This is a genomic window from Sphaerospermopsis sp. FACHB-1094 (assembly GCF_014696195.1).
GTDB lineage: Bacteria > Cyanobacteriota > Cyanobacteriia > Cyanobacteriales > Nostocaceae > Sphaerospermopsis > Sphaerospermopsis kisseleviana.
This window is the reverse complement of record NZ_JACJPT010000010.1, coordinates 39,475-65,889: the sequence shown is the minus strand read 5'-3', so window position 1 is coordinate 65,889 and position 26,415 is coordinate 39,475. Positions and strand designations below refer to the sequence as shown.

The following is a 26,415-nucleotide window of genomic DNA, read 5'->3' as shown; positions in this document are numbered from 1 at the left end:
CTATTTTCTAATTCAAATCTTCTAATTTAATTCTTGGATCAGCAGCTTTTAACATTAAATCAGCAATTAAATTTCCTAGAATTAATAAAACCGCACTCATCACTAAACTAGCCATGACTAAATATTCATCTTTTGCCAAAACAGCTTGTAAAGTTAATTTACCCAAACCAGGCCAGTTAAAGAAGTTTTCTGTAATAAATGCACCACTTAATAAACTTGCTAATTCAAATCCTAACAAAGTAATTAAAGGGTTAATAGCATTCCGCAAAGCATGAACATAAATAACACGGTTTTCTGGTAATCCTTTAGCACGAGCAGTTTGAATATAATCTTGCCGCAAAACATCCAATAATTGACCACGCATGATTCTTTGTAAACCAGCAAAACTGGTAATACTTAACGCAATTAAAGGTAAAATGCTATGCCAACCGATATCTAAGATTTTTCCGAACCATGTCAGTTCACCATGATCAATGCTAGTCATGTTACCCACAGGAAATAAGGGGGTAGTGACTTGGGCTAAGAATAAGAGAAATAAGGCAGTGATAAAACTAGGAAAACCTTGTCCAGCGTAACTTAAAACCTGTAAAATCTTGTCCGTCGGGCGATTTTGTTTAACCGCAGCGAGAATACCCAGAGGAATAGCGATCGCCCAAGTTGTAAATAAAGAAGCGATCGCTAACAACAAAGTCGCTGGTACTCTTTCCCACAACAAAGACGACACAGAACGCTGATAAACAACACTTGTCCCAAAATCACCCCTAGTTATAATTTGCTTCAACCACAACCAAAATTGCTCAGGCCAAGACTTATCCAAACCAAACTGTTGTGTAATTTCTTTAATCCGTTCTGGTGAAATCTTAGAATTGTGTATCAATGTAAGTAAAAAAGTACCTGGTGACAATTTCATCACAAAAAACGACAACGCAGAAGCTAGAAAAATAGTTAACAAAGCCTGTAGCAGCCGTTTTATCACATAAATAAAAGTTTCATCTGTGACTAGCTTAATCAGCCAATCTCGACCAGTCTCTAAAGCAATTTTTGTATTAGTCATTAGTTGTTAGTTGTTAGTCATTAGTCATTAGTCATAAGTCATAAGTTAATTCTACCCAATCACCAGTCACCAATCACCTAATATTCAACCAAAGAAATAATTGGTACATCTGGTAAATACTTGCGTCCTTGCAAATCCCGTAGCTCGATGATAAACCCAAAACCCACAAGTTCACAGCCAATCTTCTGTACCAAAGTAGCTGTTGCACTTGCAGTTCCACCCGTAGCAATTAAATCATCTACAATCAAAACCCTGCTACCTGGATGTAAAGCATCCTGATGTACCTCCAAGCAATCTGTACCATACTCTAGTTGATAATCAATTCTGTGAACTGCTGCGGGTAACTTGCCTTTTTTGCGAACCGGAATAAAACCAGATCCCAATTTATAAGCCAGAGGTGCGCCAAAAATGAAACCCCGTGATTCCATACCCACAATGCAATCAACTGAGATTTCCAGTTCAATACATTTTTGTGCTAAAAAGTCAATAGTGTATCGCAAACCCTCTGGATTACGCAGTAGAGTTGTAATATCTCGAAATACAATTCCAGGCTTAGGAAAATCTGGTATGTCACGAATCAGAGATTTTAAATCCATCGTATTCAGTAGTAACAGGGAATAGAAAATAGGGAATAGGGAAGCAGGGGGAAATTATTTGTATTTTCCCAGTCATCAGTCACCAATCCCCTGAAAAATCGTACACTATAATTTCATCTTTTGGAGATTATTGCTGTAAGTTTCGTCAATCATTGACAATAACTAAGAATTTAACCCAAGCTAGAGATGTATTTGTACCGTTAAACTAGATAGGTTAGTAAACTGATGCTTTAAAAGTTTCATTAGAATATACGGGAATCTTGGTATAACAAAAGTAAGTATTGTATATATTGAGATGCTTATCCATAACCACAAAACCTGATTTCTGGTTTAGCTATCTATCTTAAATAGTGTTTAATGTTGTTTTATTCATCTCACTCAGTCTGTTGGCATAACACAAGGTATTTTAGAGCATGAATGTCTCCGCAAGCGTAAAGTCATTGAATGATCCAACTCCTGAGTCCATGCCGATGATACTGGACACATTACCAGATCCAGCCATAGGACCCAAGGGCTGTCCCCGCAGAACCACATTACAAATAGACTTGATGTTACTGGCAATTGAAGCTTTAGAATTGGGTGGTTCTGAAGCCATCCTCGCTTTTGCCCAAGAACTAGACCTAACAGGAATTGTCAAAAACCGAGTAAATCTATGGAGAATGCGTGCTTCTAACCCTTTAAGAAGAGCGCATAACCGCCGTCTCCTCACCATCATGGAAGCAAAAGCTTTAGTAGTAATTGCTTGCTACATAGCGCGGCGGTTAACAGTAGTTATCCGACAGATGCTAATGATATATCAGCAATTATCAGAAAAGCAGATTCCACTAGAGCAAAATTTACGACTAGCTAATTACCTAGAACGGTTTAGAGCGCATTTTAAAAGTCGGATGAATGCCAGACGTTCTGTTTTACTAACATTAAACTCAGACGAGAAATTAGATGAACTGGCTATAGACTTATTAGAAAAATTACTATTCTGCACAGGTACAGCTGGAATGCAGCGTTTCTGGATTTCTCTTTTTGACGGTGAAGTAGAGTAAAGTAGAATGAATATTCAACGTAAGTACAGTTTACCTAATTGCACGCTACTCTTAGAAGGGTTAAGTGATGTCGCCCCTACCACCCAATTTCAAGAACTGCGTCCAGAATTATCTATATTGGTGAATGCAGAATGCTATTTATCTAGTTATAGTCAGCCTATAACCGGAGGGCGAGAATTTTTTGAAAGCTTAGTCAGAGCGGTAAGCGCCTATGCTCAAGAATTTTTAAGTAATGTCCCCAACCCTCAAGCACACAACGGTGACTCAGAGTTAGTCGAGTTACAAAAAATTGATAGCAACAGACACAAGTTAATTGTACATTCAGAAATTACAGGTGATGGTTTGCAATCTCAATCAAACGCAGTTCAACAATCACCTATTCAAATTGATTTGAATACTGTACAGTTGTTTGATTTAGTCGAAGCTGTAGATCAGTTTTTTGCTGATACTCAAACCTTACCAGAGTTAACTTTGGAACTACAACCAGTCACCAGACGTTATAATGGTGCTAGTCAAACTATAATCAAACAAGCAGTACCAGCTACTGTAGGAGTATCCAGTTTAGCAGTAGCAGCGGTAGCCTTTAGCTTAATTCCTCCTCCCCAGGTACGTCCACCAGAACCGAAGCAAGAAGAACAAACCAGCACAGCAATACCCACAGCATCACCTACGCCTACCAGTGAAGCATCACCTACACCTACCAGTGAAGCATCACCTACAGCCTCAGCCACACCTATTATCAAAGATTTAGAAGCACTTCTAAATACAGTTCCAGAAATTACTGACCCCTCCCAGCTACGGGCATTGAATCGCCAAGTGTATAACCAAATTCATCCTGTCTGGGAGAATCGTTCGGAAATTACAGAAGATTTAGTCTATCGCTTGGGTGTAGCTGGTGATGGAAGTATTGTTGGTTATAAAGCTGTTAACAAAAATGCCAATGATGCAATAGAAAAAACTCCACTGCCAAAATTACTCTACAATCCTGCTAACCGCACTGTCACCAACGAACCCATTGCTCAATTTCGAGTAGTTTTTACCAGACAAGGTGTGTTAGAAATTAGTCCTTGGTTGGGATATACCAGAACACCAGATGTCATCGGTGAAAAAATCACTGATTCTAGTACACTCAAAGACTTAAATCAAAAGCTTTATAATACAATTCGCCAAAACTGGAGTGTTACACCTACCTTTAACAGAGAACTTAGATATCGGGTAGCCGTTAACAAAATTGGTGTCATCGCTGACTATGAACCACTTAATCAAGTCGCCTTTGACTATTTTCGAGAAACACCCTTACCACAAATGTTTCAATCTGTCTACGGTTCAAATCAAGCTGCTCCCAACAATAAAGAACCTCTTGCCCATTTCCAGGTAGTCTTCAAATCTAACGGCACTCTTGAAGTCACTCCCTGGCAGGGATACAGGTGACTGGGGACTGGGGACTGGGGAAGAAAGCAGGAGGAGAATATTAACTTTTGTCTATTGCCTATTGCCTTCTTTCTGTTCCCTGTTCCCTGTTCCCTTTTTTACCAATTACCAATTACCAATTACCAATTACCCATTTATTTGGCGATTTTCCGCATATAATTCCCCCATAACTGGGCAGCTTGACCACTGCTACCAGATGTAGGGGAATTGTTGTCATTTCCTAGCCAAATGCCAGTTACAAGTTGCCGACTGGGAATAAAACCAATAAACCATAAGTCAACGTTTTTATCTGTTGTTCCGGTTTTACCCGCTTCTTCTCCCAGTCCAATAGATGCACCACGACCAGTACCACTGGAAACTACCCTCTGCATCATATCGGTCATTGTATTGGCGATACTTGTTTTTAGCACTCGCTTATTACTCTCTCGATCCTGGTCGTAGGAATAGATAACACGGCAGGTCTTTAAATCATTGCGATCTTCACAATCGCTGCTGTCTAAAATTCTGCTAATAGCATGGGGGCGATTCCATACACCACGATTGCTAATAGCGCCAAAAGCGCCGGTCATCTCCAAAACGTTAACTACACTTTGACCCAGGACTAAACCAGGAACAGCTTCCAGTGAGGATTTGACTCCTAAACGCTGCGCCATTTCTACAACTTTATTTAATCCTACTTCTCTGGCAATTCTTAAAGCAATGGGATTTTCTGAGAGTGCCAAACTTGTGGCTACATCTAAACTACCACCACCAGAGCGGCAGGGTCTGTAAGTAAAGCCTTGCCAGGGCAAAGCAGCGCAAGAATAAGTTCTAGATGTTGGTATTCCCTGCTCTAAAGCAGCAGCGTAAGCAAAAATTTTGAAGGTAGAACCAGGTTGTCTTTGAGCTTGTACCGCCCGATTAAATTGGCTTTTTTTGTAATCAGTCCCCCCTACCATTGCTAAGATGCTGCCAGTTTTCGCATCTAGGGTAACAAGCGACCCCTGGGAAAATCGCAAGTTGGACCCGGCGTTACTCACTGAATTTCGTAAAACTGATTCTGCTTGGGCTTGCATTGCTGGATCTAACTGGGTTTCGATGATATAGTTACCTTCTCTTGCTGCTCCTTCTCCTAATATTGATTCCAGTTCTTGAAAGACGTAATTATAAAAGTAAGGGGCTATTGTCTGAGCTTGTCTTTCGCAAACTTTAGGACTAACTTGCACTGTAGAACGTCTGGCACGGTTGGCATCTTCGACGCTAATTTTGCCCATGTCCAGCATCCGCCTAATTACACGATTGCGGTAATCTGCTGCGTCCAGTTTTCTTGGACCATCTCCACAAAAATTGAAGGCGTTGGGTGCAGGTAAAATTGCTACTAGGGTCGCTGCTTCTGCTAATGTTAATTCTTTAGCTGATTTTTCAAAGTAATATTTAGCCGCATCTTCAAAGCCCGAAGTATCAGCACCTAAAAATACTCTGTTTAGGTAAGTCAGTAAAATTTCATCTTTGCTGTAAAAGGTTTCTAACTTCAGGGAGACAATAGCTTCACGCACTTTCCGCCCCAAGGAATCTTGTCTACCTACATAATCGCGGAATAAACTGCGGGCAAGTTGTTGAGTAACTGTACTGGCTCCTTGTTGTACGTCACCGCTACGACTATTGATTAATACGGCTCGCAAAATCCCTAAAGGATCAACTCCAAAGTGCCAGTAATAACGACTATCTTCAGAAGCGACTACCGCAGCAGGTAAATAAGGACCAAATTCTGATAACTGTTTTAAGTCTACGTGAGCTATGTTCCGTGGTTCTCGTAGTGGTGTGGATCCATCACGGGCATAAATTACTACCGGGGCGCTGGTGGCTGTAGGTAGGGGTCTAATGGAAAATTTTGTCCATTCTAAGCCAATAGCTAGGGCAAATAAGGCGCTGACACTCCCAAAACCATAAAATGCCCATGTTCCTGCTTTGATATACCAGGGGGGCGGATCGAAGTATTGCAAACGCACTGAAGCTGCAAGTTCTGGTGGTCCCAAGGTGAAAACGTCACCATGACGCAGTTCTAGGGATGTGACTCTGCGCTTGCCAATATAAATGCCATTGGTGGAGTTTTCATCTTTGATGGTGAAAACCGATGTTCTTTGGCTGGAATCACGCGATAGGGACAGGTGAATCTGGCTGACTACTGGGTTACGGACGACGATATCGCAGGATTTGGAACTGCGACCAAGTATATAGCGATCGCCCAATAGGGGATATATTTCCGCTTTGTCCGCTCCCGCATCCTGCACCCAGATTTCCGGTACTTTGGCATTCGGCTTGAGCGCCAGTTTGGAAAAATCTACCCTGGCTTGAATTGTATTTACTGCTTGCGTCAGTTGACCAAGTAAGGTTTGTGGCTTTTGCGGCGGTTGCGGGGAACTCATCGGCTATATCACATCACGGCTGTTGGTGAAGACAGAATCGTACGGATCGCAATTTTAATGCTAGTCTTACACCATTTTACTCACAAGCCAAAAATAAATTGGCTGTACTGAATTTAAAGGTATTCAAGTAAACCTATTTGATGGATTGGCAAGTAAAATTAACTTGTAATTTTTGTCACTGCTTTCTACATCACAAATTAGTTGCTTGGACATAAAATGCTGATTTTATCCAATCAAGCCAGCGTTACAAGTTCAAATACAATCTTTCTCTGTGTATTCCTTAAAACTTCTATTCAATTGACAAAATATTTAAATTTTACTTTTGTCAAAGACCTATAGCATTATTCAAGGAATTTTACATCTTCCTTGAGGCTGATTTTGTCCCATCAAGAGTTTGATTTAATTAGCGCAGTGTTCCGTTGACCTTGAGGTTAATTTCAGAATGAAGGGAAAATCTCTGACCCTGATTGGTACTGCCATGACTTTGGCGCTTACTGGTAACGCTGCTATGGCTCAATCAAGTGAATCTTTGTTGGTAGAATCAAGTGACTCCTCTATGGGTACAGCGGCGGAAATTAAGATGTCACCAGAAGGAATGAAAATTCTCTGTCAACGTTTCCCGCTTAACTCACGTTGTCCAGGTGGGATACCACTTGATAGGAATTTTCTGAGTCCTGTTTCATCACCAGAAACTAATCTACAAACTAATCCACAAACTAATCCACAAACTAATCCACAAACTAATTTTATTGAGAGCAATACTGACGTAGATAATACCACAGTACCAGTTACACCAATTAACCCAAGTCCTGATAATTCCAACCAATTGACTCCTGTTCCAGAAAGCTCTCCTGTAACAGAGTTTTCTAGCCCAGAGCAAGTTCCTGTGAATATTTTACCACAAACTGCCCCTTCTGGTACTTAAATCTGAATCTTTTAACTCAAATTTCTACTCCTTAAAGAACAACTCTCGCTACATTTATTTGTTCGATCAGGGGATTTTTTACAAGTTTGCATCAACAAAAAATAGTCTCTATCACTAAACAGCGGATTTTTCAATGTCAAGAAACCGCTGGTATTGGCGATAGAGATATTTCAATAATTGACAATGGACAATTGACAATTACCTCTGGTTTGTTCGTGAGAGGATGGGGAAAATTGACAATGGACAATTATCAATTGTTATCGTATTCTGTGATGAGAATTTGGTGTTTTTTGGAAAGATGCAATTAAAAGGCAAACAATACCAATACTAATACAAGAATCAGCTAGATTAAAGACTGCAAAGTTGATGAGGCGAAAATCGAGAAAATCAACGACATAGCCTAAAGCAAATCTATCAATACCATTACCCATAGCTCCGCCTAAAATTAAACCATAACCTAACTGTTCCCAAAAACTTAATACTGGTCCCCAGGATGCGATCGCCATCAACACTAAACTCACTCCCAAGGATAACCAGCGCAACCATTCTACTTTACCACTTAAAATACTAAAAGCAGCCCCTGTGTTGGTGAGATATGTAAAGTGAAATATTCCTGGTAGCAGTGGTAATGTTTCTCCTAACTCAAAGGTTTTTACTACCCATAATTTTGTTAATTGGTCTACCACAAAAGCAACGAAAGCAGCAATCCAAAAAAGTCTATTTTTTAAACGCATGGTAAATTTGTCAATTAGTCATGAGTCATGAGTCATTAGTTATTAGTTATTAGTCATTTCACCGTTATTCCCAATGCCCAATGCCCTAATTAATAAAACATGATATGTCGTAATACATAAGCTATGATGGTGACAGCGCAGACTACAGCTAGTTGACCGGGAAGCGAAAACCAGGAATATTTGAGGATTGCTTGCATTAAAGGTAGATGTTCTGCACCTCTCCAGGGAAAAAGATAACTGATCATTAAATAAGCAATACCGCATAAGTGGACTGTTGACAAACCACAAAGGCAACTAAAAGCCAGGGTTTCTAAACGAGGTCTGGCTTTAAAGGCAAAATATCCGCAAATCCAAGCTCCTGGAATAAAACCGAGCAAATAGCCAAACTGAGATAGTTTAACATATCCTATACCACCTCCTTCGGCAAATACAGGCAATAATGTTAATCCCATGACTAGATAAGCAATCTGGGAAAGCGCACCAGCATTTTTACCTCCTAAACAACCTACCAACAGCACTGCACCAACTTGATAGCTGACACCTAAAGAAAAGGTTTTAATTCCTTGCTGACTCCAACTCCAAGGTAAGGTAGTGCCATAGGCTTCTAGGAACGTGCCACCCATTGTCAGGAGTAAGCCAATCATGGACCATAATAATTGATTGGAAGCAGCAAACATTGATCAGGCAATAGGGAATAGCCCAAAGGTAACACTAACAGCAACCACCAGTATATGTAAAAATCGCAAATGTAACCAATCAATTCAGGAGTCAGGAGTCAGGAGTCAGGAGTCAGGAGTCAGGAATCAGAATATTTGTTTGTAGCAGGAATTTACAGGAGTAAGTTTTTCATCAACAACCAATGACTCGAAAACTCTCATCAATTCTTAATCCTGTATTCTGTGTCCTGAATCCTTACCCAATCAAAGCAAATTGATATACTATTAAGTAGGTAGGCGTTAAAAATTGTCGTTATAACAAGGCAGGAGGCATCTATGCTGGAGGGAAAAGGTTGTTAGCAATTTTACATTTTTGTACTTGCTTTGGTTTTTTCCTGTCGACTTACTTGTAATTAATTTGCGAACAGAGTAGGCTATTTTGATCAGAGCTAAATCAATATTTGACCGTATTGTTCCCTAAATAATCTATAATTAGAGTGTAATTTGTATTACTAAATATAACAACTAATTCATCAGATGAATTTTGGGCATTGATTAGGAAAACAGAAAATTTTTGGTTTGTTAACCTTTTGTTTACCTGAGATTAAATATTTAGAGGTATGTTAGAGGCGTTTCTCTTATTATGGCAATTTACAAAATTTAGACAGCAATGCTATTACGCAAAATTTCTGTTAAAAATAATCGCGTCAAAACCGCTATTTCCGTAGTAGCACTGACATTAGGTTTAGCAGCTTGTGGGGGAGATTCCAGCCCAAACAACACTGCTAATACTGATAATTCAGGCAATACTGAAAATACTGCTGCCACTACCCCTGCTAAAAATTTGGATTTAGGTGGAGATGTTACATTGACAGGTGCTGGTGCATCTTTTCCTGCTCCACTTTACCAAACTTGGTTTACTGAATTGAACAAAAAATATCCGAGTTTAAAAGTTAACTATCAGTCAGTGGGTAGTGGTGCTGGAGTTGAACAGTTTACCAAAGGTACTGTAGACTTTGGTGCTAGTGATGTGGCCATGAAGGATGAGGAAATCGCCAAAATACCAGCAGATAAAGGGGTAATGATGCTGCCTGTAACTGCTGGTAGCATTGTCCTGGCTTATAACCTGCCAGATGTTCCTGAACTGAAACTACCACGAACCGTATATACTGATATTCTACTAGGTAAAATCAAAACCTGGAATGATCCAGCGATCGCCAAAGCTAACCCTGATGCTAAGTTACCAAACCAACCCATAACTGTCATCCATCGTGCTGATGGTAGTGGAACTACAGGTGTATTTACAAAACATCTCAGTGCTATCAGTCCAGAATGGAAAGCAAAAGTTGGTGAAGGAAAAAGTGTAAAATGGCCAGTGGGCGTTGGTGGTAAGGGTAATGAAGGTGTAACTGCCCAAATCCAACAAACTCAAGGTGCTATTGGTTACATAGAATATGGTTACGCTAAACAAAGCAATTTAAAATTTGCTGCTTTGGAAAACAAAAGTGGTAAATTTGTGACTGCAAATGCGGAATCAACATCTAAAACCTTAGAAGCTGTAACTTTACCAGAAAATCTCCGCGCCTTTATTTCTGATCCAGAAGGTGCAGATTCTTACCCCATTGTCAGTTATACTTGGATTCTGGCTTATAAAAAGTATCCTGATGCAGCCAAAGCGAAGGCAATGGAAGCAGCGATAGAGTATGCTTTGACTGACGGACAAAAGCTGTCTGATGAACTAGGTTATATTCCCTTACCAGCAAATGTGGTTACTAAAGTAGCTGCTGCTGCTGATCAAATCAGTCCTAGTTATAAAATTGCTGTTGGTGACTCCACCAATGCGAGTAAGTAATTTCACTCTTCCGTCTATGCTCAAGATAATCAATCATTGAATTACTAAATCAGTTGGGAACCCTGATTATTTAGTATCAAATGCCAAAAGGTAACGAAATGATAATTTCATTTATAGCCATCCCCAAGGTTATCACCGCAAGCATTTGACTTGTGACTTTTGACTTTTATTTGGTTCCCCTCACATTTTTTTCGATTTTCTTTCTAGAGTCAGTATTCATGAATACAAATTTTCAGAATCTGTCATTAGCTGTTAAACAACGCTCGGAACTTGATAAATCTCTAGATAGGGGCTTTATTTGGTTGACAAGGATTTTTGCTCTGGCGATCGCTGGTATTCTCCTATGGATAGCGTTGCAAGTCGCTTCTAGTGCTTGGCCTGCTATCCAAGAATTTGGGTTGGGCTTTTTAGTTCAAAGCAGTTGGAACCCAGTTAATGATAACTATGGAGTTTTACCAGCAATTTATGGAACTCTGATGAGTTCTTTTATTGGCTTGTTGTTAGCTGTACCCATTGGCGTGGGTACGGCGGTTTTATTAAGTGAGAATTTTCTCCCATCTCAGGTGCGGTTGGTTTTAGTATTTTTAGTAGAATTACTAGCTGCCATTCCTAGTGTTGTCTATGGAGTATGGGGAATTTTTGTTTTAATCCCGATTTTAAATGACGTGGGTAAATGGTTACACAGTTCTTTAGGTTGGATACCATTTTTTAGTTCTACACCTACAGGACCTGGGATGTTACCAGCAGGAGTAATTTTAGCAATTATGACTTTACCAATTATTACTGCTATCTCCCGTGATGCTTTAATTTCCCTTCCCCCTAGTTTACGTCAAGCAGCTTTAGGACTGGGTGCAACTCGTTGGGAAACTATTTTTCAAGTCCTCATTCCTGCGGCATTTTCCGGTATTGTCAGTGCTGTCATGTTAGCACTCGGCCGAGCAATGGGCGAAACAATGGCTGTCACCATGTTAATTGGTAATTCTAACAATATTAATATTTCTCTGTTAGCTCCTTCTAATACCATTTCTTCACTACTAGCAAATCAATTTTCTGAAGCCAGCGGTCTGCAAGTTTCGGCTTTGATGTACGCTGCTTTAGTGTTGTTTTTACTGACGTTGTTAGTTAATATTCTGGCGGAGTTTATTGTTATTCGGGTGAAGCGACTTTAATTACAGCAGCAATCAGAATGATTATGAAAAAATGCAGATGAAAATTTAAAATTATGCACGTTTTTTCATACTAATTCGGTTTCTGATTGCTAGTTATACATACCAGCAAAAATGACTTTTTGTAGAGTCAATCCAAAATCTAAAATCCAAAATCTAAAATAGAATGACTTCTCTATTTCCCCAAAATAGCCTGACTCGCTCCCCTACTTCTCCCCGCACTTTATTTAACACGGTGATGACAGTAGTAGCGTTTATATGTGGAGCATTGGCGCTATTTCCTTTGTTGGCTGTACTTTCTTATGTATTGTTTAAAGGCTTCAGCAGTCTCAGTCTTGATGTGTTTACCCAACTACCACCAGCACCTTTCAGAAAAGGCGGTGGTTTCGGTAATGCTATTTTGGGAACTTTGCTGATGGTGGGTATTGGTGCTATCATCAGTATTCCTACAGGAGTATTGGCAGCTATTTATTTAACAGAATTTAGTAATGGTAAAATTGCTCGGTGGGTACGCTTTGCTACTAATGTTTTGAGTGGTGTTCCCTCAATTATTGCAGGTGTTTTTGCATACTCGATTGTGGTTTTAACATTGACAAATCTCAATCTAGGCTCTTACTCAGCTTTGGGTGGTGGGTTTGCTTTAGCAATTTTAATGTTGCCAATTATTGTCCGTACAACCGATGAAGCCTTACAGCTTGTCCCCCAGGACTTACGACAAGCATCTTTGGGTTTAGGCGCAACTAACTTTCAAACAGTTATACAAGTTGTTGTACCAGCAGCTTTACCAGCTATTGTAACTGGTTCGACTTTGGCGATCGCCAGAGCATCGGGAGAAACTGCACCATTATTGTTTACTGCACTCTTTTCTTCTTTTTGGCCTGATGGTTTACTCAAACCTACCGCGTCCCTAGCTGTTTTAGTTTACAACTTCGCTATTTCACCCTTCCAAAATTGGCAGTCTCTAGCTTGGGCAGCTTCTTTAATTTTGGTGTTGATGGTTCTGATTACAAGTATTATCGCTCGCTGGGCAACTAGGCAAAAAGCTTAACAAAAGCTCATAAACATTATGCCTACTTTACAACCTAACTCTAAAATATCTATGACTATGAACACCAGTACAATCAACGATGCTAACGTTGTGTTACGTACAGAAAACCTGAATATTTATTACGGTAACTTCTTAGCTGTACAAAATATTTGGTTGGATATTCCCAAAAATAAAGTTACTGCTTTTATCGGTCCTTCTGGTTGTGGTAAAAGTACATTACTACGTTGCTATAATCGCCTGAATGATTTAATTGACTCATTCCGTGCAGAAGGTAAGGTTTATTTTGATGATAAGAATTTGTATGCATCTGACATTGATCCAGTAGAAGTGCGTCGTCGCATCGGGATGGTGTTTCAACGACCAAACCCCTTTCCTAAATCAATTAAAGAAAATATTGCTTTTGGTGCGAGAATTAACGGCTACAGAGGTAATATTGATGAATTGGTAGAACGGAGTTTGCGTCAAGCTGCTTTGTGGGATGAAGTGAAAGATAAACTCAACCAAAGTGGTTTGTCTCTTTCTGGTGGACAACAACAAAGGTTATGTATTGCTAGAGCGATCGCAGTACAACCAGAAGTAATACTCATGGATGAACCTTGTTCCGCACTTGATCCTATTTCCACTTTGCGGGTTGAAGAACTCATTCACGAACTTAAAGAACAATACACGATTGTGATTGTTACCCACAATATGCAACAAGCTGCGCGGGTTTCTGATAGAACAGCTTTCTTTAATGTTAAAACTTCGGAAAAGGGTGGACGTACAGGCTATTTAGTAGAATACGCCCCAACAGAATTAATCTTCAACAATCCGCAACAAGAAGATACAAAAGCTTACATTAGTGGTAGATTTGGTTAAATATCGTAGTTGTGTCACAGTTTGTTTATACCTGAACCTTGTCGGGGTTTAGCAATGCTGAACCCTTACTATCTCCTGTTATATTTGTTAATTCTTATGGTTTAGCTCCTCATCTTTGAAAATAGACAACAAAGTAAGTTAAGAAAGTTTGTGCTTTCAACTTACTTAACCTTGAATAACAAGCATAGTAAGATAAGCGGGCGGCGGGAATCGAACCCGCATTAATAGCTTGGAAGGCTATAGTTTTACCACTAAACTACGCCCGCGAATTTCCAACTATTTGAATATAACAGAACCTTCCTGAAATTGCAAGCCCTTATTGAAAATTTATCGGTTCAATTCTAATCCGCACATATAAATTGCTTAACTCTGGTTTTGAGCCATCCTGATTATACGCACCTATAAAGCTTTCTTGTTGAAACATCTCATTTAATGCTTGTTCATAAATACTTTCTTCACTGCGAAGTACCGCAGGTTCGAGATTGATAATTACCGCTTGTTGAAAGTTACCGTTTTTATCAATAATTAAACTGGCTAGTATATTTGCTGGTTTTAATCCAGAGTCACTTGCAAGAAAATTAAGCTTTAAGTCCTTGTTTGGAGAACCTTTATATTCTGCCAGTACATCAGGTAAACCATCTACTCTTAATTTTCCATCTTGTCTTAATTGTTCTATTTCATCTCTCAGTATAGGATCAATATTAGCTAGGAAACCTCCTATGTTTGCAGTTGTGGTTTCTTGTGATGTGGGAGTTGGTGTAGTTTCTGGTTCTGGGGTGGGATTTGGTGTAGTTTCTGGTTCTGGGGTGGGAGTTGGTGCAGTTTCTGGTTCTGGGGTGGGAGTTGGTGCAGTTTCTGGTTCTGGGGTGGGAGTTGGTGATTCTGAAGGAATATCATTTGGTAATAAAATTCCCTTTCCCAGCTTAATTTCTTGACGACGATTCCAGGGAAGATCATTGAATGGAATAGTCTGTGTGGGAGTAGGTTTAGGAGTAAATTGTACTTGAGGTGTAAATGTAGGTGTAGGTGTAGGTGTGGGTGTAGGTGTAGGTGTGGGTGTGGGTTCTAATTGTTGATGATTAACCTCAGTATTTTTGCTTTCTCCCTGTTGTGAAAGATTGAGATCAGAATTTATCACCTGATCATCTGGGTTTTCAGGAGTGGTGAGAGTAGTTTTTGGTAAAGATGCTGTAACAGACTTTTGACTGGAAGAAGAAACTTTTGGTTTAACGGTTGTGGGTTGTGATTCTTGTGATTCTACAGCAGATGGAATATCGATCAAATCAATAGCAATATAATCTTGATTCGACCGAGGAATCCACGGTAGAAATGGTTCATAGGAGCGCAGTAACCAAAACACGAACAGATGTAGGAAAATCGAACCTGTAAATACAGCAGTCCAAAACCAAGGTGGATCAGTATGTCTGTATTTGATGGTTTCATCATGCAGTTTAAAACTGGATTTGACATTGTTCATGTTTGAATATCCAGTAGAACTTGACTTTACTCATTAGCTATAGAAGCATCTAAATCTGTTCTCACGACAAAAGTGAGGACTGTTTCATCTATTCCTTTCAGTTCCAGGGGACTACCTTTAGTAATTTCTTCTTCCTGCAAATAATCAGCAACAGCAGCAGAAACTAAGATAGTACCAGGTATAGCCGCGGCTTGCAATCTAGCAGCAATATTCACAGAAGGACCAATAGCCGTATAATCAGCACGTTCTTCACTACCAAACATCCCCACCACTGCTGTACCTTGGTGAATGCCACAGCGAAACTGTACACCTTTACGGCCATCTGTTTCAAATATACCCTGTTCTAGCCAACGCTTATTTAAATTTACCAGGGCTTGTTGCATTCCTCTGGCAGTATTGATAGCACGACGCACCTGTTCATTGGGTGTGAGGTCTTCTGGCGCTCCGTACAAAGCTAAGATAGCATCTCCCATAAATTTATCGACAGTACCACCATTCTGAAACACAACTTTAGTCATAGTTTCCAAATATTCATTTAGCACCTCTGCGACTTTTCGGGATCTGAGAGTATTGGATAGCTGGGTAAAACCCACAATGTCACTAAACAAAACTGTCACTAAACGCGGTTCTGGGCGCAAATCTAGAGACAAAGTTCCCGCAGCGGCTTTCTGGACTAACGCAGTGGGTAAAAAGCGTTTGAGTACAGATTCTGTCAAGTAAGTGTTTAGCTCCAAAACTCGTTTTTCATTTTCCTTCAAGGCTAAAAGATTGCGTGCCTCTGCCAGCAGTTCCCGATCATTAAATGGTTTAGCTAAATAAGCATCTGCACCATATTCTGTTCCTTGAATACGAGTTTCGTCATCAGCTTTTGCAGTCAGGAGAATGACAGGTGTACCTCGCATCAAATCATCAGTGCGAATCATCTGAATCATTTCTAATCCAGTCACTAAGGGCATCATTAAGTCAGTGATAATCAGGCTGGGGAGAATTTCTCGTGCCAAATTATATCCTTCGTAGCCATTACGAGCGGTAGTTACTTGATAGCACGGACGTAAAATATTGGCTACATAGTCTCGCATATCTGGGTTATCTTCTACTACTAAGATTAATTGCTCAGGATATGGGTCAGTAGTATCAATTTGTTCGTTAGAATCGACAATTTGTAGATTCGGTGATGGATCTCTGGTGATAATTTCTCTGTGATCAGATGCTGATCCTACCTGTTCTAAATTCGCTAGTTCTACATTGGCGCGGCTGATATTTAATTCGCAGGGTGTATCTAGTACCTGTTCTGGAGGTAAATGCTCTGAACCTGTCAACAGGCGAATACTAAATTGAGTACCTTGTCTATAAACTGATTGGACGCTGATTTCGCCACCGTGGATTTCTACTAATTCTTTAACCAGGGATAAACCCAATCCACTCCCTTCATAGGAGCGGTTTTCTGAACCTTCAGCTTGACGGAATCGCTCAAATAGGTGGGGAATTTGTTCGGGAAGAATACCAATTCCTGTATCTTGAACTTGTAAGACGCAAGCATTACCGTCATTGAATAATCTCACAGTGATTTTACCCCCATCGGGAGTAAATTTCATGGCATTGGACAACAGGTTGTAAAGTACCTTGTCAAATTTTTCCATGTCCAAGTAGACTGTTGGACATTCAAACAAATCCGTAATTACTCTCAGTCCCTTTCGCTCACAATAAGGACGAAATGAATCGACTATTTGGTTCACAAATTCAACTAGACTGCAAGGACGGAAACTCGGTTGCATTTTACCAGCATCCAAGCGTTGTAAATCGAGTAGTTGATTTACCAATCGTAACAGACGGCGAGAATTGCGGAGGGCGATCGCACATTGCTCTGGGGTTAAGCCTTCTCCGCTTTCGACTGCCGACTCTAAAGGTCCTTGAATTAAGGTGATAGGGGTGCGAAATTCATGGGAGATATTTTGGAAAAATTCGGTTTTTTGTTGATCTAATTGGATTAAACGTTCCGCCTGTTCACGAGTTGTTTGGTATAAACGAGATTGTTGGACAGCGATCGCAGCTTGAGCGGCCACGGCCTTAGCCAGTTCAATTTCCGATGGTAGCCACTTACGGATTTTCTCACCTTCTCTCAGAGAAATACTACCAATACATTGACCATCAATTAATAAGGGAACGACCATGAGCGATCGCGGTCGCATTTTCAAAGGTAGGTCAAATGCCTGGACATCTGAGGGAGAGTGATTTATATCCGTAATTACAACAGGTTCTTTTGTTCGCAATATTTCTAAAAAAATCGGATTTTTCCTGATCGGAGCTTGGGAACTAGACAACTGCTGAGTTAAAGCTCGCCGATTTCTAGTGAGGTTATTTTCGGGAAAATTCTCCAGATGTTTAGAACTGTCATACAAACCTACACAATGGACAAATTCATCTTCCTGAGTCCATAAAGACAGAACACAGCCATCAACCTGCATAGCTTGTCCCAATCTTTGGGTGATAGCAGCAAAGATATCTTGTGGGTCTAGACTAGAGCGAATCTCCCTAGTAATTGTATTAATTAAACCTTCTCGCTTCGCCAAAGCTTCTACTTGTTCATAAGCATAGGCTTGAGATAAAGCTAAGGCTGCCTGATCAGCGACAATTGATAGCAGTTCTACCTCTTCCTCTTCCCAAATACGGATTTGATCGCACTGGTGCAAAGCTAATACTGCTCTTAGTTCTTGTTGACAAATCAGCGGCACTACTAAACTAGAACATATATTAGCTTCTTTAAAAGCAGCAGCCCGTTTTTCACGACTTTGAATGCGGTCATCACCAGTCACATTATGAATTACTTGCACTGCATCAATTTCCCACACTGTCTGAGCTAAAAGAGGTAATGGGGTGATAGAGACCTGATTTGCGGTAGCTAACTTGTTATTGTCTTTAGATAGAGGTGGAGAAAAAGCATCATTGTTCTCAGTAGCGGATCTCTGTTGGTCTAGCAATGATGCTTGAGTAGATTTTTGGTAGATAAATCCTTCATCTGCCAATTTTTCATCTTGAAAGGGACGTAACAGGCAAACATCCACCTCCAACATATGCCCCACTGTATCAACAATGGTTTGTAAAATTTGCCGATAGTCTAGGGCGCTACGAATAGTATTAGTGACAGTATTCAATAGGGATTCTCTCCGCAGAGTCCGAGTCAGTTCGCGGGTTCTGGCTTTCAAGACATTATGGGTATCCAACGCTTGACGGACTACGGCTTTCAGTTCTTCAGCTTCCCAAGGTTTCGTAACATATTTAAATACCTTGCCAGAGTTAATCGCCTCCACCAAGTCTTCAACATCAGTGTAGCCAGTTAAAATAATCCGAATAATATCTGGGTATTGAGTTGCTGTCAGACTTAAAAATTCCGTACCGCTCATCATTGGCATCCGCTGATCAGAGATAATCACAGCGATATCCCCTTCTTGTGCCAGCAATTCCAGAGCTGCATGTCCAGAGTTAGCTCTCAAAACCTGATACTCACGATAGAAACTGCGGTAAAGCAAGTCTAGGTTGTCTGGCTCATCATCGACAACCAAAATTTTTGGCTTACTGTTTCTGTTTGCTTGTGATGTCATGCACAGCTTTCCTGCTGCAACGGCAGTCGGATAAAGAATAATCTGCTCAGATCAAGGTATTTCTGAATCAGGTAAGGTTCAAGCATTTCGACCAATAAATTGCTGGGACACATGACAGCTAGATGCCAAAGTGTGTAATTAAAGTTATTGAAATTATTGTTTTTCAGGATTTGTCATCAGCAGTTTGCCCCTCTTCCGCAGGACAGTTTATTGGATTGTCATTTTTGATTTACCGTGTAAATTTCAACTGACTAATTCTTTTCTCACCTCCTTTTATAACCTGCTGGTGCTACATCAGACCCTGTCCTCCAGAGAAAAGAGTATAAACTATATATTGATTTTTCCCATTCCATCCGTGATACTAACACTTAAAGCTGATTTTTTGTGATCTAGGTTATGTTAGAGTGATGAATATGACATATAATAACTATATTTCAAAATAAAGTATAGTATTAAACAAGTACCTCTTGGTAATTAGACATCTGATGACAATTATTGTAGGGACAATTCATGAATTGTCCCTACAGGGATTCGGGGATTATGCACATTTAATTACCACGAGATGTCTATTGAGCAATCACAACGTGATCGGTGACAGGCTTCGCCGTGAGTTGCCACAGTCTCAACTACAGCATAACCTCATGACTAATGACAAGTGACGAATTACAAAAACTATACTCAAGCCAACTTTCCTTAAATTAACCTCAATCCTCAACTAGCTTTGAAATCCTGGTTTTTTCACCCACATCACCAACAGTTAGTTACAGATACACGTATCCTCAATTCTTGGCAGTTCCAAATCCGTGCAGCTACATCTGCTGATTTACCAGGGATTGCCCAAATCATTGCTGAAAGTTTTCACTCCCAAAAAGGTTTATGGGGATGGGCTTTTCCTTTATTCCGTTTGGGTATTTATGAAGACTTAAAGTATCGTCTAGCGTCAATGACACCTCATCACGTCTGTTTGGTGGCTGTTGACATCAGTACCACAGGCACTCATCAAATACTGGGAACTGTGGAACTGGGTGTGCGTTTCAGTGATAGTTGGACAAATATTCAAAAGAGTTATCCCTATTTGTCTAATTTAGCTGTTCACCCACAATACCGTCGGTATGGTTTGGCTTCCAGTTTACTGATTAGTTGTGAACAAGTGTGCCAAGACTGGGGATTTGAAGATTTATATCTTCATGTCTTGGAAAATAATTATCAAGCCAGGCAGCTGTATTTCAAGTTGGGATATCGCGTGCATGGAGTTGAATCTAATTGGAACAGCTTTTTCTTTTATCCCTCACGGCAGATTTTCTTGCATAAACACCTGACTCCTGACTCCTTGATATCCTGACTTCTGACTGCTGCTATAGTTAGGGTTTGCTGAAAAAGTCCTTTCGTTAGGGCTAGGAGTCAGGAGGAGAATTAAAGACATTTTTTCATTTCTGTCCGCCCAGAAAAGTGCAAGGTTTTTCAGACTCAAGACGCTATAACGAAAGCACCTACTGTCTTTTTTATGAGCCTCAAACCTTTGATTTATGAGGCTTTTTGGTTTATTCAGCAAACCCTAGTTAAGTTTCTTTAATATTCGACACTTGTGCTTATAAAAACTTTAAGAAAAAATTGCTGGAGTTAAAGACAAATCTGCCTCAATCCCATAAAATAGACATCTCCAGAAAAGAAGTTATGGGATATCTAGATGTCTGATTTTTCCGTTAAATTATCGCCCATAAGCTTCGCCCCTACAACTTATGACAAATTAATACATTCTATTTTGGAGATGTGTAATATAATTATTAATTTTTGAACACTACTGAATTTTGTTGTCGTCTATTTATTTAGGGTTGGTAAACAATTTTTAATGATACAAACATAATCTTTGATTTAATTAAACAGTTACTCAATTGACGTTTTTAAGTCCATATTCCCAGGGCATGGCAAATGTTTAGAATGTCTTTAAATGATAATTTTAGATAGTAGCTGTTACAACTGGGGGAATATCCGCAAAGCACTGCCTTGGCTACACAAACTAAGTCCTCCTGCACTGGCTAATTTCAACCGACATAGGTGGGGTTTACTTTTTTGATAATATACTATATTATAATATTTCTGTGCCTGTGCAAAATAGGAATGCTTCTTCTATTACCATCAATTTCATTAAAAATTTGAAAAACATGGATAGCGAACAACGCCAACGCTATCAAGCTGCTATAGTATCAACTTATTGCTCTGAAACTAGTTTCCTGGACAAACCTACCATGCGAGATGGTAGTGAGCGATCGCATAGCACTGATATTCTTGCGTCATTACATAGCGGAAAAGTTTTGATAGTTAATAGTCGTAAGCGCAACGGGTTAATAGTTGGGAAACGCTATCATGCAGAGTTTGCGGGTCCTGGAGCAGTTGTAGGTGGGGATTATGACAGGGATTGTCAGTTTGTCATACCTATAGGTAATCTCTCCTTATTAGCTCCTGAATCTCATGAAGAGCTTCAGAAGGCTTACTTGATTAGAAGACAATGGATTCGCTTAATCAAACAAATTACAGAAAATCCAGTTCCTGTACAGAGAGTACAGAAAATTCTGGAACAATTTGCACAGTATTTTCCAGCAGAAATGGTTGCTGATTTGCCAGATGCTGCCTTTGCTATGTTAGTGGGTGTGTTGCCGCAAACAGTGACAATAGTGCGTCGTCTTGGCAATGATTTAGACGACGAATGTTTTGATTATTAATAGTGAATATAGTTAATATTCAAGCTTGGCTAAAGCTGTTTTTAATCGCGTCAAGGTACGAGAGTTTTCTTCTGGTGTTCCTAGAGTAATTCGTAATCCCCCAGGCAGTGATCTGATCAAAGTGCCTTCATTTGTGAGTGTTTGATTGATCATTTTTAAAGCTTCATTGACTGGTTGAGAAGTCTTCTGTTTCAGACGCAGGTAAATAAAGTTAGTGTCACTATCTGTAATTTCTAATGCTGGGTGTGGGGATAAAGCCATGATCAGTTTACTGCGCTCACTCAGAGTTTGGGGAATGGAACTTAGCAAAAGTTGACGATTTTGTACAGCTACTAAAGCGGAAGCAAGGGAAAAACTGGGTAGATTGTAAGGAAGACGGACTTTTTCTAAAATAGCGATCGCATCGGGATGACCTACACAATAGCCTACTCGCATAGCTGCTAACCGGAAAGCTTTGGAAAAAGTCCGCAACACTACCCAGTTTGGATGCTGTGCTAATTCCCCAACTAAGCTAGTTTGGCTAAATTCAAAGTAAGCTTCATCAATCACTACCAAAATTTCCTCTGGTAAACTTTTTAACCATGTTACTTCTGCCGCAGTCAAACTATTAGCTGTGGGAGAATTGGGATGAACAACGAAAACCACTCGAATTGGAGGATTTTGAGTTTCTTCCAGTGCTGATTGTGCCGCTTTCAAATCTATTTCAAAATTGCTTTCATTTCTACCCACACTCACCACAGTAATACCTAGAGTTTGCGCCAAAATAGCATACATGGAAAAAGTGGGGTTAGCAACTAAAACAGAACCTTCTCCCCCCAAACAAGTGGCGATTAATAAAGAACGTATGAGTTCATCGGAACCATTACCTACAGAAATATGAGCAGCGGTGAAAGTGGAGGATGAAAGGTTAGCTGACTCATTGACATATTCGGCGATCGCTTCTTTGAGCGCCTCATGTCCACCATCAGGATAACGATTGCTTTCAATGACTTGTTGAAAAGTCCAAGCTAATTTTTCTTTGATCTCTGATGGCAAATCATAGGGACTTTCATTAGTATCCAGCCGATCAAATTGCGTTGCAGCCGGTTCGCTTGTATTGCTGCTGGGGTGGGGTTTGTAAGCAGAAAATTGGTTTAAATCAGAACGAATAAATGGAAGCATCATTTGTTAGTTGTTAGGGAACTATTAACAGGGAACAGAAGGCAGGAAGTTCAGGAGTTCAGGAGGCAGGAGGCAGGAGTCAGGAGTTCAGGAGGCAAGAAGTAATGTAGGGTTTGCTGAAAAAGTCTTCTCGTGAGGGCAAGGAGTCAGGAGGGAAAATTAGAAGTAGCCAAGAATGACTGATTTGGAAATAAAAGTGATCAGTTTTTGATGGTTTTAGTGTCTATTCCTTGCAGCTTTTTCACCTTTTTTACACCTGAATCCCTTGATTTATCGTGGTTTTATATTTATTCAGCAAACCCTAATATATTATTCTCCCCAGTCACCAGTCACCAGTCACCAGTCACCAGTTACCAGTTACCAGTCACCATTCCCCAGTTTGCAGAATGAGCGAATGGCTTGCCAAATCTTATCAGTTACATTTGCCAAGGTGTGATCGCTATCCAATTCTATTAATTCTACCCAAGGACGCGATCGCGCAAAATCTCGACTAGCTTGAATAGGAATAACTTCATCTTGTTTGCCATGTAAAATCAGGGTAGGAATGGGACATTGTAACAAGTTTTCCTGGTATTTGGCAGCATCTGTGACGAAATTATAACTTAGGGGTTGCTGAGAAAGTCTTTCCGTGAGGGCATAGGAGTCAGGAGTCAGGAGTCAGGAGTCAGGAGGAGATTTGAAAATTTCTTTGCCATCTCTTGAAATCCCCAAAAATGCACACTTTTTCCGGTATACCCTTCAAAACCCTTGCACTAATTTCTGTGTTTATCAGCCTCTAACCTTTGATATATCAAGGTTTTAGGTTTATTCAGCAAACCCTAACTTAAAGGTAATTCTCTTCCTTCCCCATAGTGATAAACAAAGCAATATTGTTCTTGATGCCAACGTTTGATTTTTTCTGCTCCTAAAGAGGGCAACCAATGGTATAAAAATCCAAAAGCTGGTGCTAGTAACACTAAGCGTTGCACTTGTGGGTTTTGTTCTGCCAAATGAGCAGATGTTAAACCACCTAAACTAGAACCAATCAGCGTTACAGGTATGGATGGATCAGGAAATTCAGCGGTTCGGCTTACTTCGGCTCCGCTCAGTACAGGTCGCTCACCATAAAATTTAACCTGATGTAATTGACGGGTAATGGTGAGATGGGAAAAATCACCAGCATTTAAATCGGGAATTTTTAACTTGATCTGAATTTGGGTAAAGTGATCGCTCAAATCCTGTGCTTTGGTTGATTTAGGACTGGAAGCAAAGCCATGAAGATAGATGAATGAAGTCAAATTAAAACTCCTGATCCATTATTCACTCAAAACTTAATTGTTACCGGGGTTATTGCCAGGGTTATTGCCAGGATTGTTACTTGTACTGAGCGGAGTCGAAGTATTCTGTCTATTTTCGCGGATGACTTCTCCTGTTTTGACAAAATAATCTATTGATCCCAAAGGATTATTCCTGATTGATTCTCTTCCTAAATTATCTCTGGTAAGACGGTTGATAAATCTTTGTTCGCGCCCAGATTCTCTATTGTTAGAGCGATTGTTGGAGTTATTATTGGCGTTGTTAGTAGAGCGATTGATTTTTCTAGCTAGTTCTTTAGTGTCCAGTCCCCAATCACCTATTCCCTATTCCCTATTCCCTATTCCCTATTCCCTATTCTCTATTTCTAATAACTAATCCAATCACTCCAACTACCTGCATAAAGTTTAGCTGTGGAAATTCCAGCTAGTTCTAAAGAAAGTAAATTGACACAGGCGGTTACACCAGAACCACAATAAACTAAAATTTCTTTAGTAGGTTCTATTTTTTCCCATCGTTGACGTTGTTCTGATTGGGGAAGTAAGAAACCGGAAGCGTCGGTGACTGCTTGCCAAGGATAGTTTACAGCACCGGGAATATGACCAGCTATTTTATCGGTTGGTTCTCGTTCTCCACGATAGCGATCGCCATCTCTTGAATCTACTAAAACTACATCTGGACTATCTTTGAAATTTTTAATATAAGTATAGTCTACAACTTTTTCTTCATTTAACTGAGGGGTAAAAGTTCCCATTTTAGGTGCTGGAATTACATCTGTAATAGGATAACCAGCTTTTTGCCAACCAGCAAAACCACCATCTAAAACAGCTACTTGTTCATGTCCTAAATAACGCAATAACCACCACAAACGAGATGCAAAAGCCAAACGTGAATCATCGTAAGCGACTACTAAAGTTTTTTGGTATATTACCCCAATTTTTGCTAATTTATCTGCTAAATCATTGGGGTTAGGTAAAGGATGTCTTCCCCCATGTTCAGCGACAGGGCTAGATAAATCCTGATTTAAATCTAAATAGTAAGCTCCTGGAATATGACTTGTTTGATATTGGTTTTGTCCTAATTGTGGATCAGCCAAAGAAAAGCGACAATCAATAATGACTACTTGGGAATCATTAAGATGGGTAAATAGCCATTCGGGAGAAACAACAAATTGATGATTAATCATAGGTGACAGGTGACAGGTAACAGGTGACAGAAGGAAGGTTATTTTCGCTCACCCAGTATCCTAACTGCTGAATGATGAATATTGAAATGAGGTAACGAGAAAAATGTCAGATACAAATAATTTTACACTTCAATCGACAAAAGATGGTTCTTTTACTTTTTTTTCTCCAGAATTTAATGAAGCTTTTCACAGTAATTATGGAGCAAAACAAGAGAGCTATCTAAAATTTGCAGTTCCCACTCAAGTACAGAAAGTAGCCAGGAAAGGAATAGTAAAAATTTTAGATGTTTGTTATGGACTAGGATACAATACAGCGGCTGCTTTGGAAGTAATTTGGCAAGAAAATCCTACTTGTATAGTGGAAGTTATTGGTTTAGAAATAAATCCTGAAGTTCCCAAAGCAGCGATGAGCCAGGATATATTTAATGATTGGGATGATGAGTATAGAACTATTTTAAACGAACTGGCATTTAAGCACTATTGTCAAACAAATCGCTTACAAGCTAAATTACTGATAGGTGATGCTAGAAAATTAATTCAAGAAGTAGGTAAATCAGGTTTTTTAGCAGATGCTATTTTTCTTGATCCCTTTTCACCACCCCATTGTCCCCAATTATGGACTGTGGAATTTATACAAAAATTAACGCAGTGTTTACACAGAGATGGGTTATTAGCGACTTATTCCTGTGCTGCTGCTGTACGCACTGCACTTTTAGCGGCTAAGTTGGTAATAGGTTCTACCGCACCTGTAGGAAGACGCACTCCTGGTACTATTGGAGCATATCCCGATGGGGTAAATGACACTTTGATAAGCTCAGTGCATCGCATTACAGGGATTTATCCCCTTTCAGTAGCCGAAAAAGAACATTTACAAACTCGTGCTGCTATTCCTTATCGAGATCCTTCTTTAAGTGATACTGGTGAGTTAATATTAAGCAGAAGGCGACAAGAACAAGAAACGAGTCCCTTAGAAACAACTTCAAAATGGCGCAAACGATGGCTAGGAAAGGGTTAATATTTGACACTTCGACAAGCTCAGTGCATCGCAATTGCCCGTCAACAGACTAGAAACCTGTTTTACTTCTTGATCATGGGTATATTATTTTAGAACTTGAATTTCAACGCAAGGCAAGTAATATTTTAAGAGTAATATTTTAAGGAACCTAAAACAATTACAAAAGATTCATTCATAAGCTATTAATTGCTTGGTTGAG

20 protein-coding genes, 1 tRNA gene and 2 pseudogenes are annotated in these 26,415 nt (G+C 39.8%); 11 read left to right on the top strand and 12 right to left on the bottom strand.

What is annotated here, in order from left to right; translation table 11 throughout:
* Positions 1 to 7 precede the first annotated feature (7 nt).
* Positions 8 to 1,054, bottom strand: coding sequence for an ABC transporter permease (locus H6F47_RS04880; protein ID WP_190647880.1), 1,047 nt, complete (start codon positions 1,052 to 1,054; stop codon positions 8 to 10).
* A gap of 77 nt (positions 1,055 to 1,131) precedes the next feature.
* Positions 1,132 to 1,650, bottom strand: a complete 519-nt coding sequence (locus tag H6F47_RS04875) for an adenine phosphoribosyltransferase (protein ID WP_096567487.1) — start codon at positions 1,648 to 1,650, stop codon at positions 1,132 to 1,134.
* A 413-nt stretch (positions 1,651 to 2,063) separates the two neighbouring features.
* On the opposite strand from H6F47_RS04875, the gene H6F47_RS04870 reads away from it, so the two are divergent.
* Positions 2,064 to 2,690: a DUF3038 domain-containing protein gene (locus H6F47_RS04870; protein WP_190647879.1), complete on the top strand. Its 627-nt coding sequence runs from the start codon at positions 2,064 to 2,066 to the stop codon at positions 2,688 to 2,690.
* Positions 2,691 to 2,696: 6 nt separating this feature from the next.
* On the top strand, positions 2,697 to 4,121 hold the full coding sequence (locus H6F47_RS04865; protein ID WP_137666331.1) for a DUF4335 domain-containing protein: 1,425 nt from the start codon (positions 2,697 to 2,699) through the stop codon (positions 4,119 to 4,121).
* 134 nt (positions 4,122 to 4,255) lie between these two features.
* On the opposite strand, the gene H6F47_RS04860 is transcribed toward H6F47_RS04865, so the two are convergent.
* On the bottom strand, positions 4,256 to 6,526 hold the full coding sequence (locus tag H6F47_RS04860) for a transglycosylase domain-containing protein (RefSeq protein WP_190347332.1): 2,271 nt from the start codon (positions 6,524 to 6,526) through the stop codon (positions 4,256 to 4,258).
* A 442-nt stretch (positions 6,527 to 6,968) separates the two neighbouring features.
* On the opposite strand from H6F47_RS04860, the gene H6F47_RS04855 reads away from it, so the two are divergent.
* Complete coding sequence (locus tag H6F47_RS04855; protein WP_137666329.1) at positions 6,969 to 7,451, top strand: hypothetical protein; 483 nt, start codon at positions 6,969 to 6,971, stop codon at positions 7,449 to 7,451.
* 257 nt (positions 7,452 to 7,708) lie between these two features.
* Here the strand turns inward: H6F47_RS04855 and lspA are convergent, their stop codons facing one another.
* Positions 7,709 to 8,185 (bottom strand): signal peptidase II, encoded by a 477-nt coding sequence (gene lspA, locus H6F47_RS04850; RefSeq protein WP_137666328.1) that lies wholly within the window; start codon positions 8,183 to 8,185, stop codon positions 7,709 to 7,711.
* An 89-nt stretch (positions 8,186 to 8,274) separates the two neighbouring features.
* Positions 8,275 to 8,862, bottom strand: a complete 588-nt coding sequence (locus tag H6F47_RS04845; protein ID WP_137666327.1) for a biotin transporter BioY — start codon at positions 8,860 to 8,862, stop codon at positions 8,275 to 8,277.
* A 649-nt stretch (positions 8,863 to 9,511) separates the two neighbouring features.
* Here H6F47_RS04845 and pstS point away from each other — a divergent pair.
* The 4 genes from pstS to pstB all read left to right on the top strand — a co-directional run bounded on the left by pstS (position 9,512) and on the right by pstB (position 13,765).
* Entirely contained in the window at positions 9,512 to 10,693 is a 1,182-nt protein-coding gene (gene pstS, locus H6F47_RS04840; protein ID WP_137666326.1) for a phosphate ABC transporter substrate-binding protein PstS, read from the top strand.
* Between the two features lie 218 nt (positions 10,694 to 10,911).
* Entirely contained in the window at positions 10,912 to 11,862 is a 951-nt protein-coding gene (pstC, locus tag H6F47_RS04835; RefSeq protein ID WP_096567471.1) for a phosphate ABC transporter permease subunit PstC, read from the top strand.
* 163 nt (positions 11,863 to 12,025) lie between these two features.
* The gene (gene pstA, locus H6F47_RS04830; RefSeq protein WP_137666324.1) at positions 12,026 to 12,907 is read left to right on the top strand and encodes a phosphate ABC transporter permease PstA; all 882 of its coding nucleotides are present in this window, start codon (positions 12,026 to 12,028) and stop codon (positions 12,905 to 12,907) included.
* Between the two features lie 51 nt (positions 12,908 to 12,958).
* The gene (gene pstB, locus H6F47_RS04825) at positions 12,959 to 13,765 is read left to right on the top strand and encodes a phosphate ABC transporter ATP-binding protein PstB (RefSeq protein ID WP_096572654.1); all 807 of its coding nucleotides are present in this window, start codon (positions 12,959 to 12,961) and stop codon (positions 13,763 to 13,765) included.
* A 195-nt stretch (positions 13,766 to 13,960) separates the two neighbouring features.
* On the opposite strand, the gene H6F47_RS04820 is transcribed toward pstB, so the two are convergent.
* The 3 genes from H6F47_RS04820 to H6F47_RS04810 all read right to left on the bottom strand — a co-directional run bounded on the left by H6F47_RS04820 (position 13,961) and on the right by H6F47_RS04810 (position 18,841).
* Positions 13,961 to 14,031: transfer RNA gene (locus tag H6F47_RS04820), tRNA-Gly, on the bottom strand.
* Between the two features lie 50 nt (positions 14,032 to 14,081).
* Positions 14,082 to 15,242 carry a hypothetical protein gene (locus tag H6F47_RS04815; protein ID WP_190647876.1) on the bottom strand — a complete coding sequence of 387 codons (1,161 nt, stop codon included), beginning with the start codon at positions 15,240 to 15,242 and terminating at the stop codon, positions 14,082 to 14,084.
* Positions 15,243 to 15,268: 26 nt separating this feature from the next.
* Positions 15,269 to 18,841: a response regulator gene (locus H6F47_RS04810; protein ID WP_190647874.1), complete on the bottom strand. Its 3,573-nt coding sequence runs from the start codon at positions 18,839 to 18,841 to the stop codon at positions 15,269 to 15,271.
* A 721-nt stretch (positions 18,842 to 19,562) separates the two neighbouring features.
* Here H6F47_RS04810 and H6F47_RS04805 point away from each other — a divergent pair.
* Both H6F47_RS04805 and H6F47_RS04800 read left to right on the top strand, forming a co-directional pair.
* Positions 19,563 to 20,183: an N-acetyltransferase gene (locus tag H6F47_RS04805; RefSeq protein WP_096567463.1), complete on the top strand. Its 621-nt coding sequence runs from the start codon at positions 19,563 to 19,565 to the stop codon at positions 20,181 to 20,183.
* A gap of 820 nt (positions 20,184 to 21,003) precedes the next feature.
* A complete protein-coding gene (locus H6F47_RS04800; protein ID WP_137666321.1) occupies positions 21,004 to 21,561 on the top strand; it encodes a hypothetical protein in 558 nt (185 codons plus the stop codon).
* Between the two features lie 12 nt (positions 21,562 to 21,573).
* Here the strand turns inward: H6F47_RS04800 and H6F47_RS04795 are convergent, their stop codons facing one another.
* Positions 21,574 to 22,722, bottom strand: coding sequence for a histidinol-phosphate transaminase (locus tag H6F47_RS04795; RefSeq protein ID WP_190347346.1), 1,149 nt, complete (start codon positions 22,720 to 22,722; stop codon positions 21,574 to 21,576).
* A gap of 207 nt (positions 22,723 to 22,929) precedes the next feature.
* Here H6F47_RS04795 and H6F47_RS04790 point away from each other — a divergent pair, with 207 nt between their 5' ends.
* Positions 22,930 to 23,112, top strand: coding sequence for a hypothetical protein (locus H6F47_RS04790; RefSeq protein WP_190647872.1), 183 nt, complete (start codon positions 22,930 to 22,932; stop codon positions 23,110 to 23,112).
* Here the strand turns inward: H6F47_RS04790 and H6F47_RS04785 are convergent.
* The 3 genes and pseudogenes from H6F47_RS04785 to H6F47_RS04775 all read right to left on the bottom strand — a co-directional run.
* Positions 23,080 to 23,331, bottom strand: a pseudogene (locus tag H6F47_RS04785) (YqiA/YcfP family alpha/beta fold hydrolase); the annotation flags it as partial. The gene H6F47_RS04790 and the pseudogene H6F47_RS04785 sit on opposite strands and share 33 nt — an antisense overlap.
* Positions 23,332 to 23,543: 212 nt before the next feature.
* Positions 23,544 to 23,999: pseudogene (locus H6F47_RS04780) on the bottom strand (YqiA/YcfP family alpha/beta fold hydrolase); the annotation flags it as partial.
* A 383-nt stretch (positions 24,000 to 24,382) separates the two neighbouring features.
* Positions 24,383 to 25,201 carry a sulfurtransferase gene (locus tag H6F47_RS04775; RefSeq protein WP_190647870.1) on the bottom strand — a complete coding sequence of 273 codons (819 nt, stop codon included), beginning with the start codon at positions 25,199 to 25,201 and terminating at the stop codon, positions 24,383 to 24,385.
* A 103-nt stretch (positions 25,202 to 25,304) separates the two neighbouring features.
* Here H6F47_RS04775 and H6F47_RS04770 point away from each other — a divergent pair, with 103 nt between their 5' ends.
* Positions 25,305 to 26,216: an MnmC family methyltransferase gene (locus tag H6F47_RS04770; protein ID WP_137666320.1), complete on the top strand. Its 912-nt coding sequence runs from the start codon at positions 25,305 to 25,307 to the stop codon at positions 26,214 to 26,216.
* Positions 26,217 to 26,415: the final 199 nt, after the last annotated feature.

Excerpts from the sequence above, each read along its gene's own strand:
- pstB (WP_096572654.1), top strand. The coding sequence starts at position 12,959 with ATGACTATGAACACCAGTACAATCAACGATGCTAACGTTGTGTTACGT.
- H6F47_RS04875 (WP_096567487.1), bottom strand. The coding sequence starts at position 1,650 with ATGGATTTAAAATCTCTGATTCGTGACATACCAGATTTTCCTAAGCCT.
- H6F47_RS04860 (WP_190347332.1), bottom strand. The coding sequence starts at position 6,526 with ATGAGTTCCCCGCAACCGCCGCAAAAGCCACAAACCTTACTTGGTCAA.
- H6F47_RS04845 (WP_137666327.1), bottom strand. The coding sequence starts at position 8,862 with ATGTTTGCTGCTTCCAATCAATTATTATGGTCCATGATTGGCTTACTC.
- H6F47_RS04770 (WP_137666320.1), top strand. The coding sequence starts at position 25,305 with ATGTCAGATACAAATAATTTTACACTTCAATCGACAAAAGATGGTTCT.
- lspA (WP_137666328.1), bottom strand. The coding sequence starts at position 8,185 with ATGCGTTTAAAAAATAGACTTTTTTGGATTGCTGCTTTCGTTGCTTTT.
- H6F47_RS04865 (WP_137666331.1), top strand. The coding sequence starts at position 2,697 with ATGAATATTCAACGTAAGTACAGTTTACCTAATTGCACGCTACTCTTA.
- H6F47_RS04855 (WP_137666329.1), top strand. The coding sequence starts at position 6,969 with ATGAAGGGAAAATCTCTGACCCTGATTGGTACTGCCATGACTTTGGCG.
- H6F47_RS04795 (WP_190347346.1), bottom strand. The coding sequence starts at position 22,722 with ATGCTTCCATTTATTCGTTCTGATTTAAACCAATTTTCTGCTTACAAA.
- H6F47_RS04815 (WP_190647876.1), bottom strand. The coding sequence starts at position 15,242 with ATGAACAATGTCAAATCCAGTTTTAAACTGCATGATGAAACCATCAAA.
- H6F47_RS04870 (WP_190647879.1), top strand. The coding sequence starts at position 2,064 with ATGAATGTCTCCGCAAGCGTAAAGTCATTGAATGATCCAACTCCTGAG.
- pstS (WP_137666326.1), top strand. The coding sequence starts at position 9,512 with ATGCTATTACGCAAAATTTCTGTTAAAAATAATCGCGTCAAAACCGCT.
- H6F47_RS04775 (WP_190647870.1), bottom strand. The coding sequence starts at position 25,201 with ATGATTAATCATCAATTTGTTGTTTCTCCCGAATGGCTATTTACCCAT.
- pstA (WP_137666324.1), top strand. The coding sequence starts at position 12,026 with ATGACTTCTCTATTTCCCCAAAATAGCCTGACTCGCTCCCCTACTTCT.
- H6F47_RS04800 (WP_137666321.1), top strand. The coding sequence starts at position 21,004 with ATGGATAGCGAACAACGCCAACGCTATCAAGCTGCTATAGTATCAACT.
- H6F47_RS04880 (WP_190647880.1), bottom strand. The coding sequence starts at position 1,054 with ATGACTAATACAAAAATTGCTTTAGAGACTGGTCGAGATTGGCTGATT.
- pstC (WP_096567471.1), top strand. The coding sequence starts at position 10,912 with ATGAATACAAATTTTCAGAATCTGTCATTAGCTGTTAAACAACGCTCG.
- H6F47_RS04810 (WP_190647874.1), bottom strand. The coding sequence starts at position 18,841 with ATGACATCACAAGCAAACAGAAACAGTAAGCCAAAAATTTTGGTTGTC.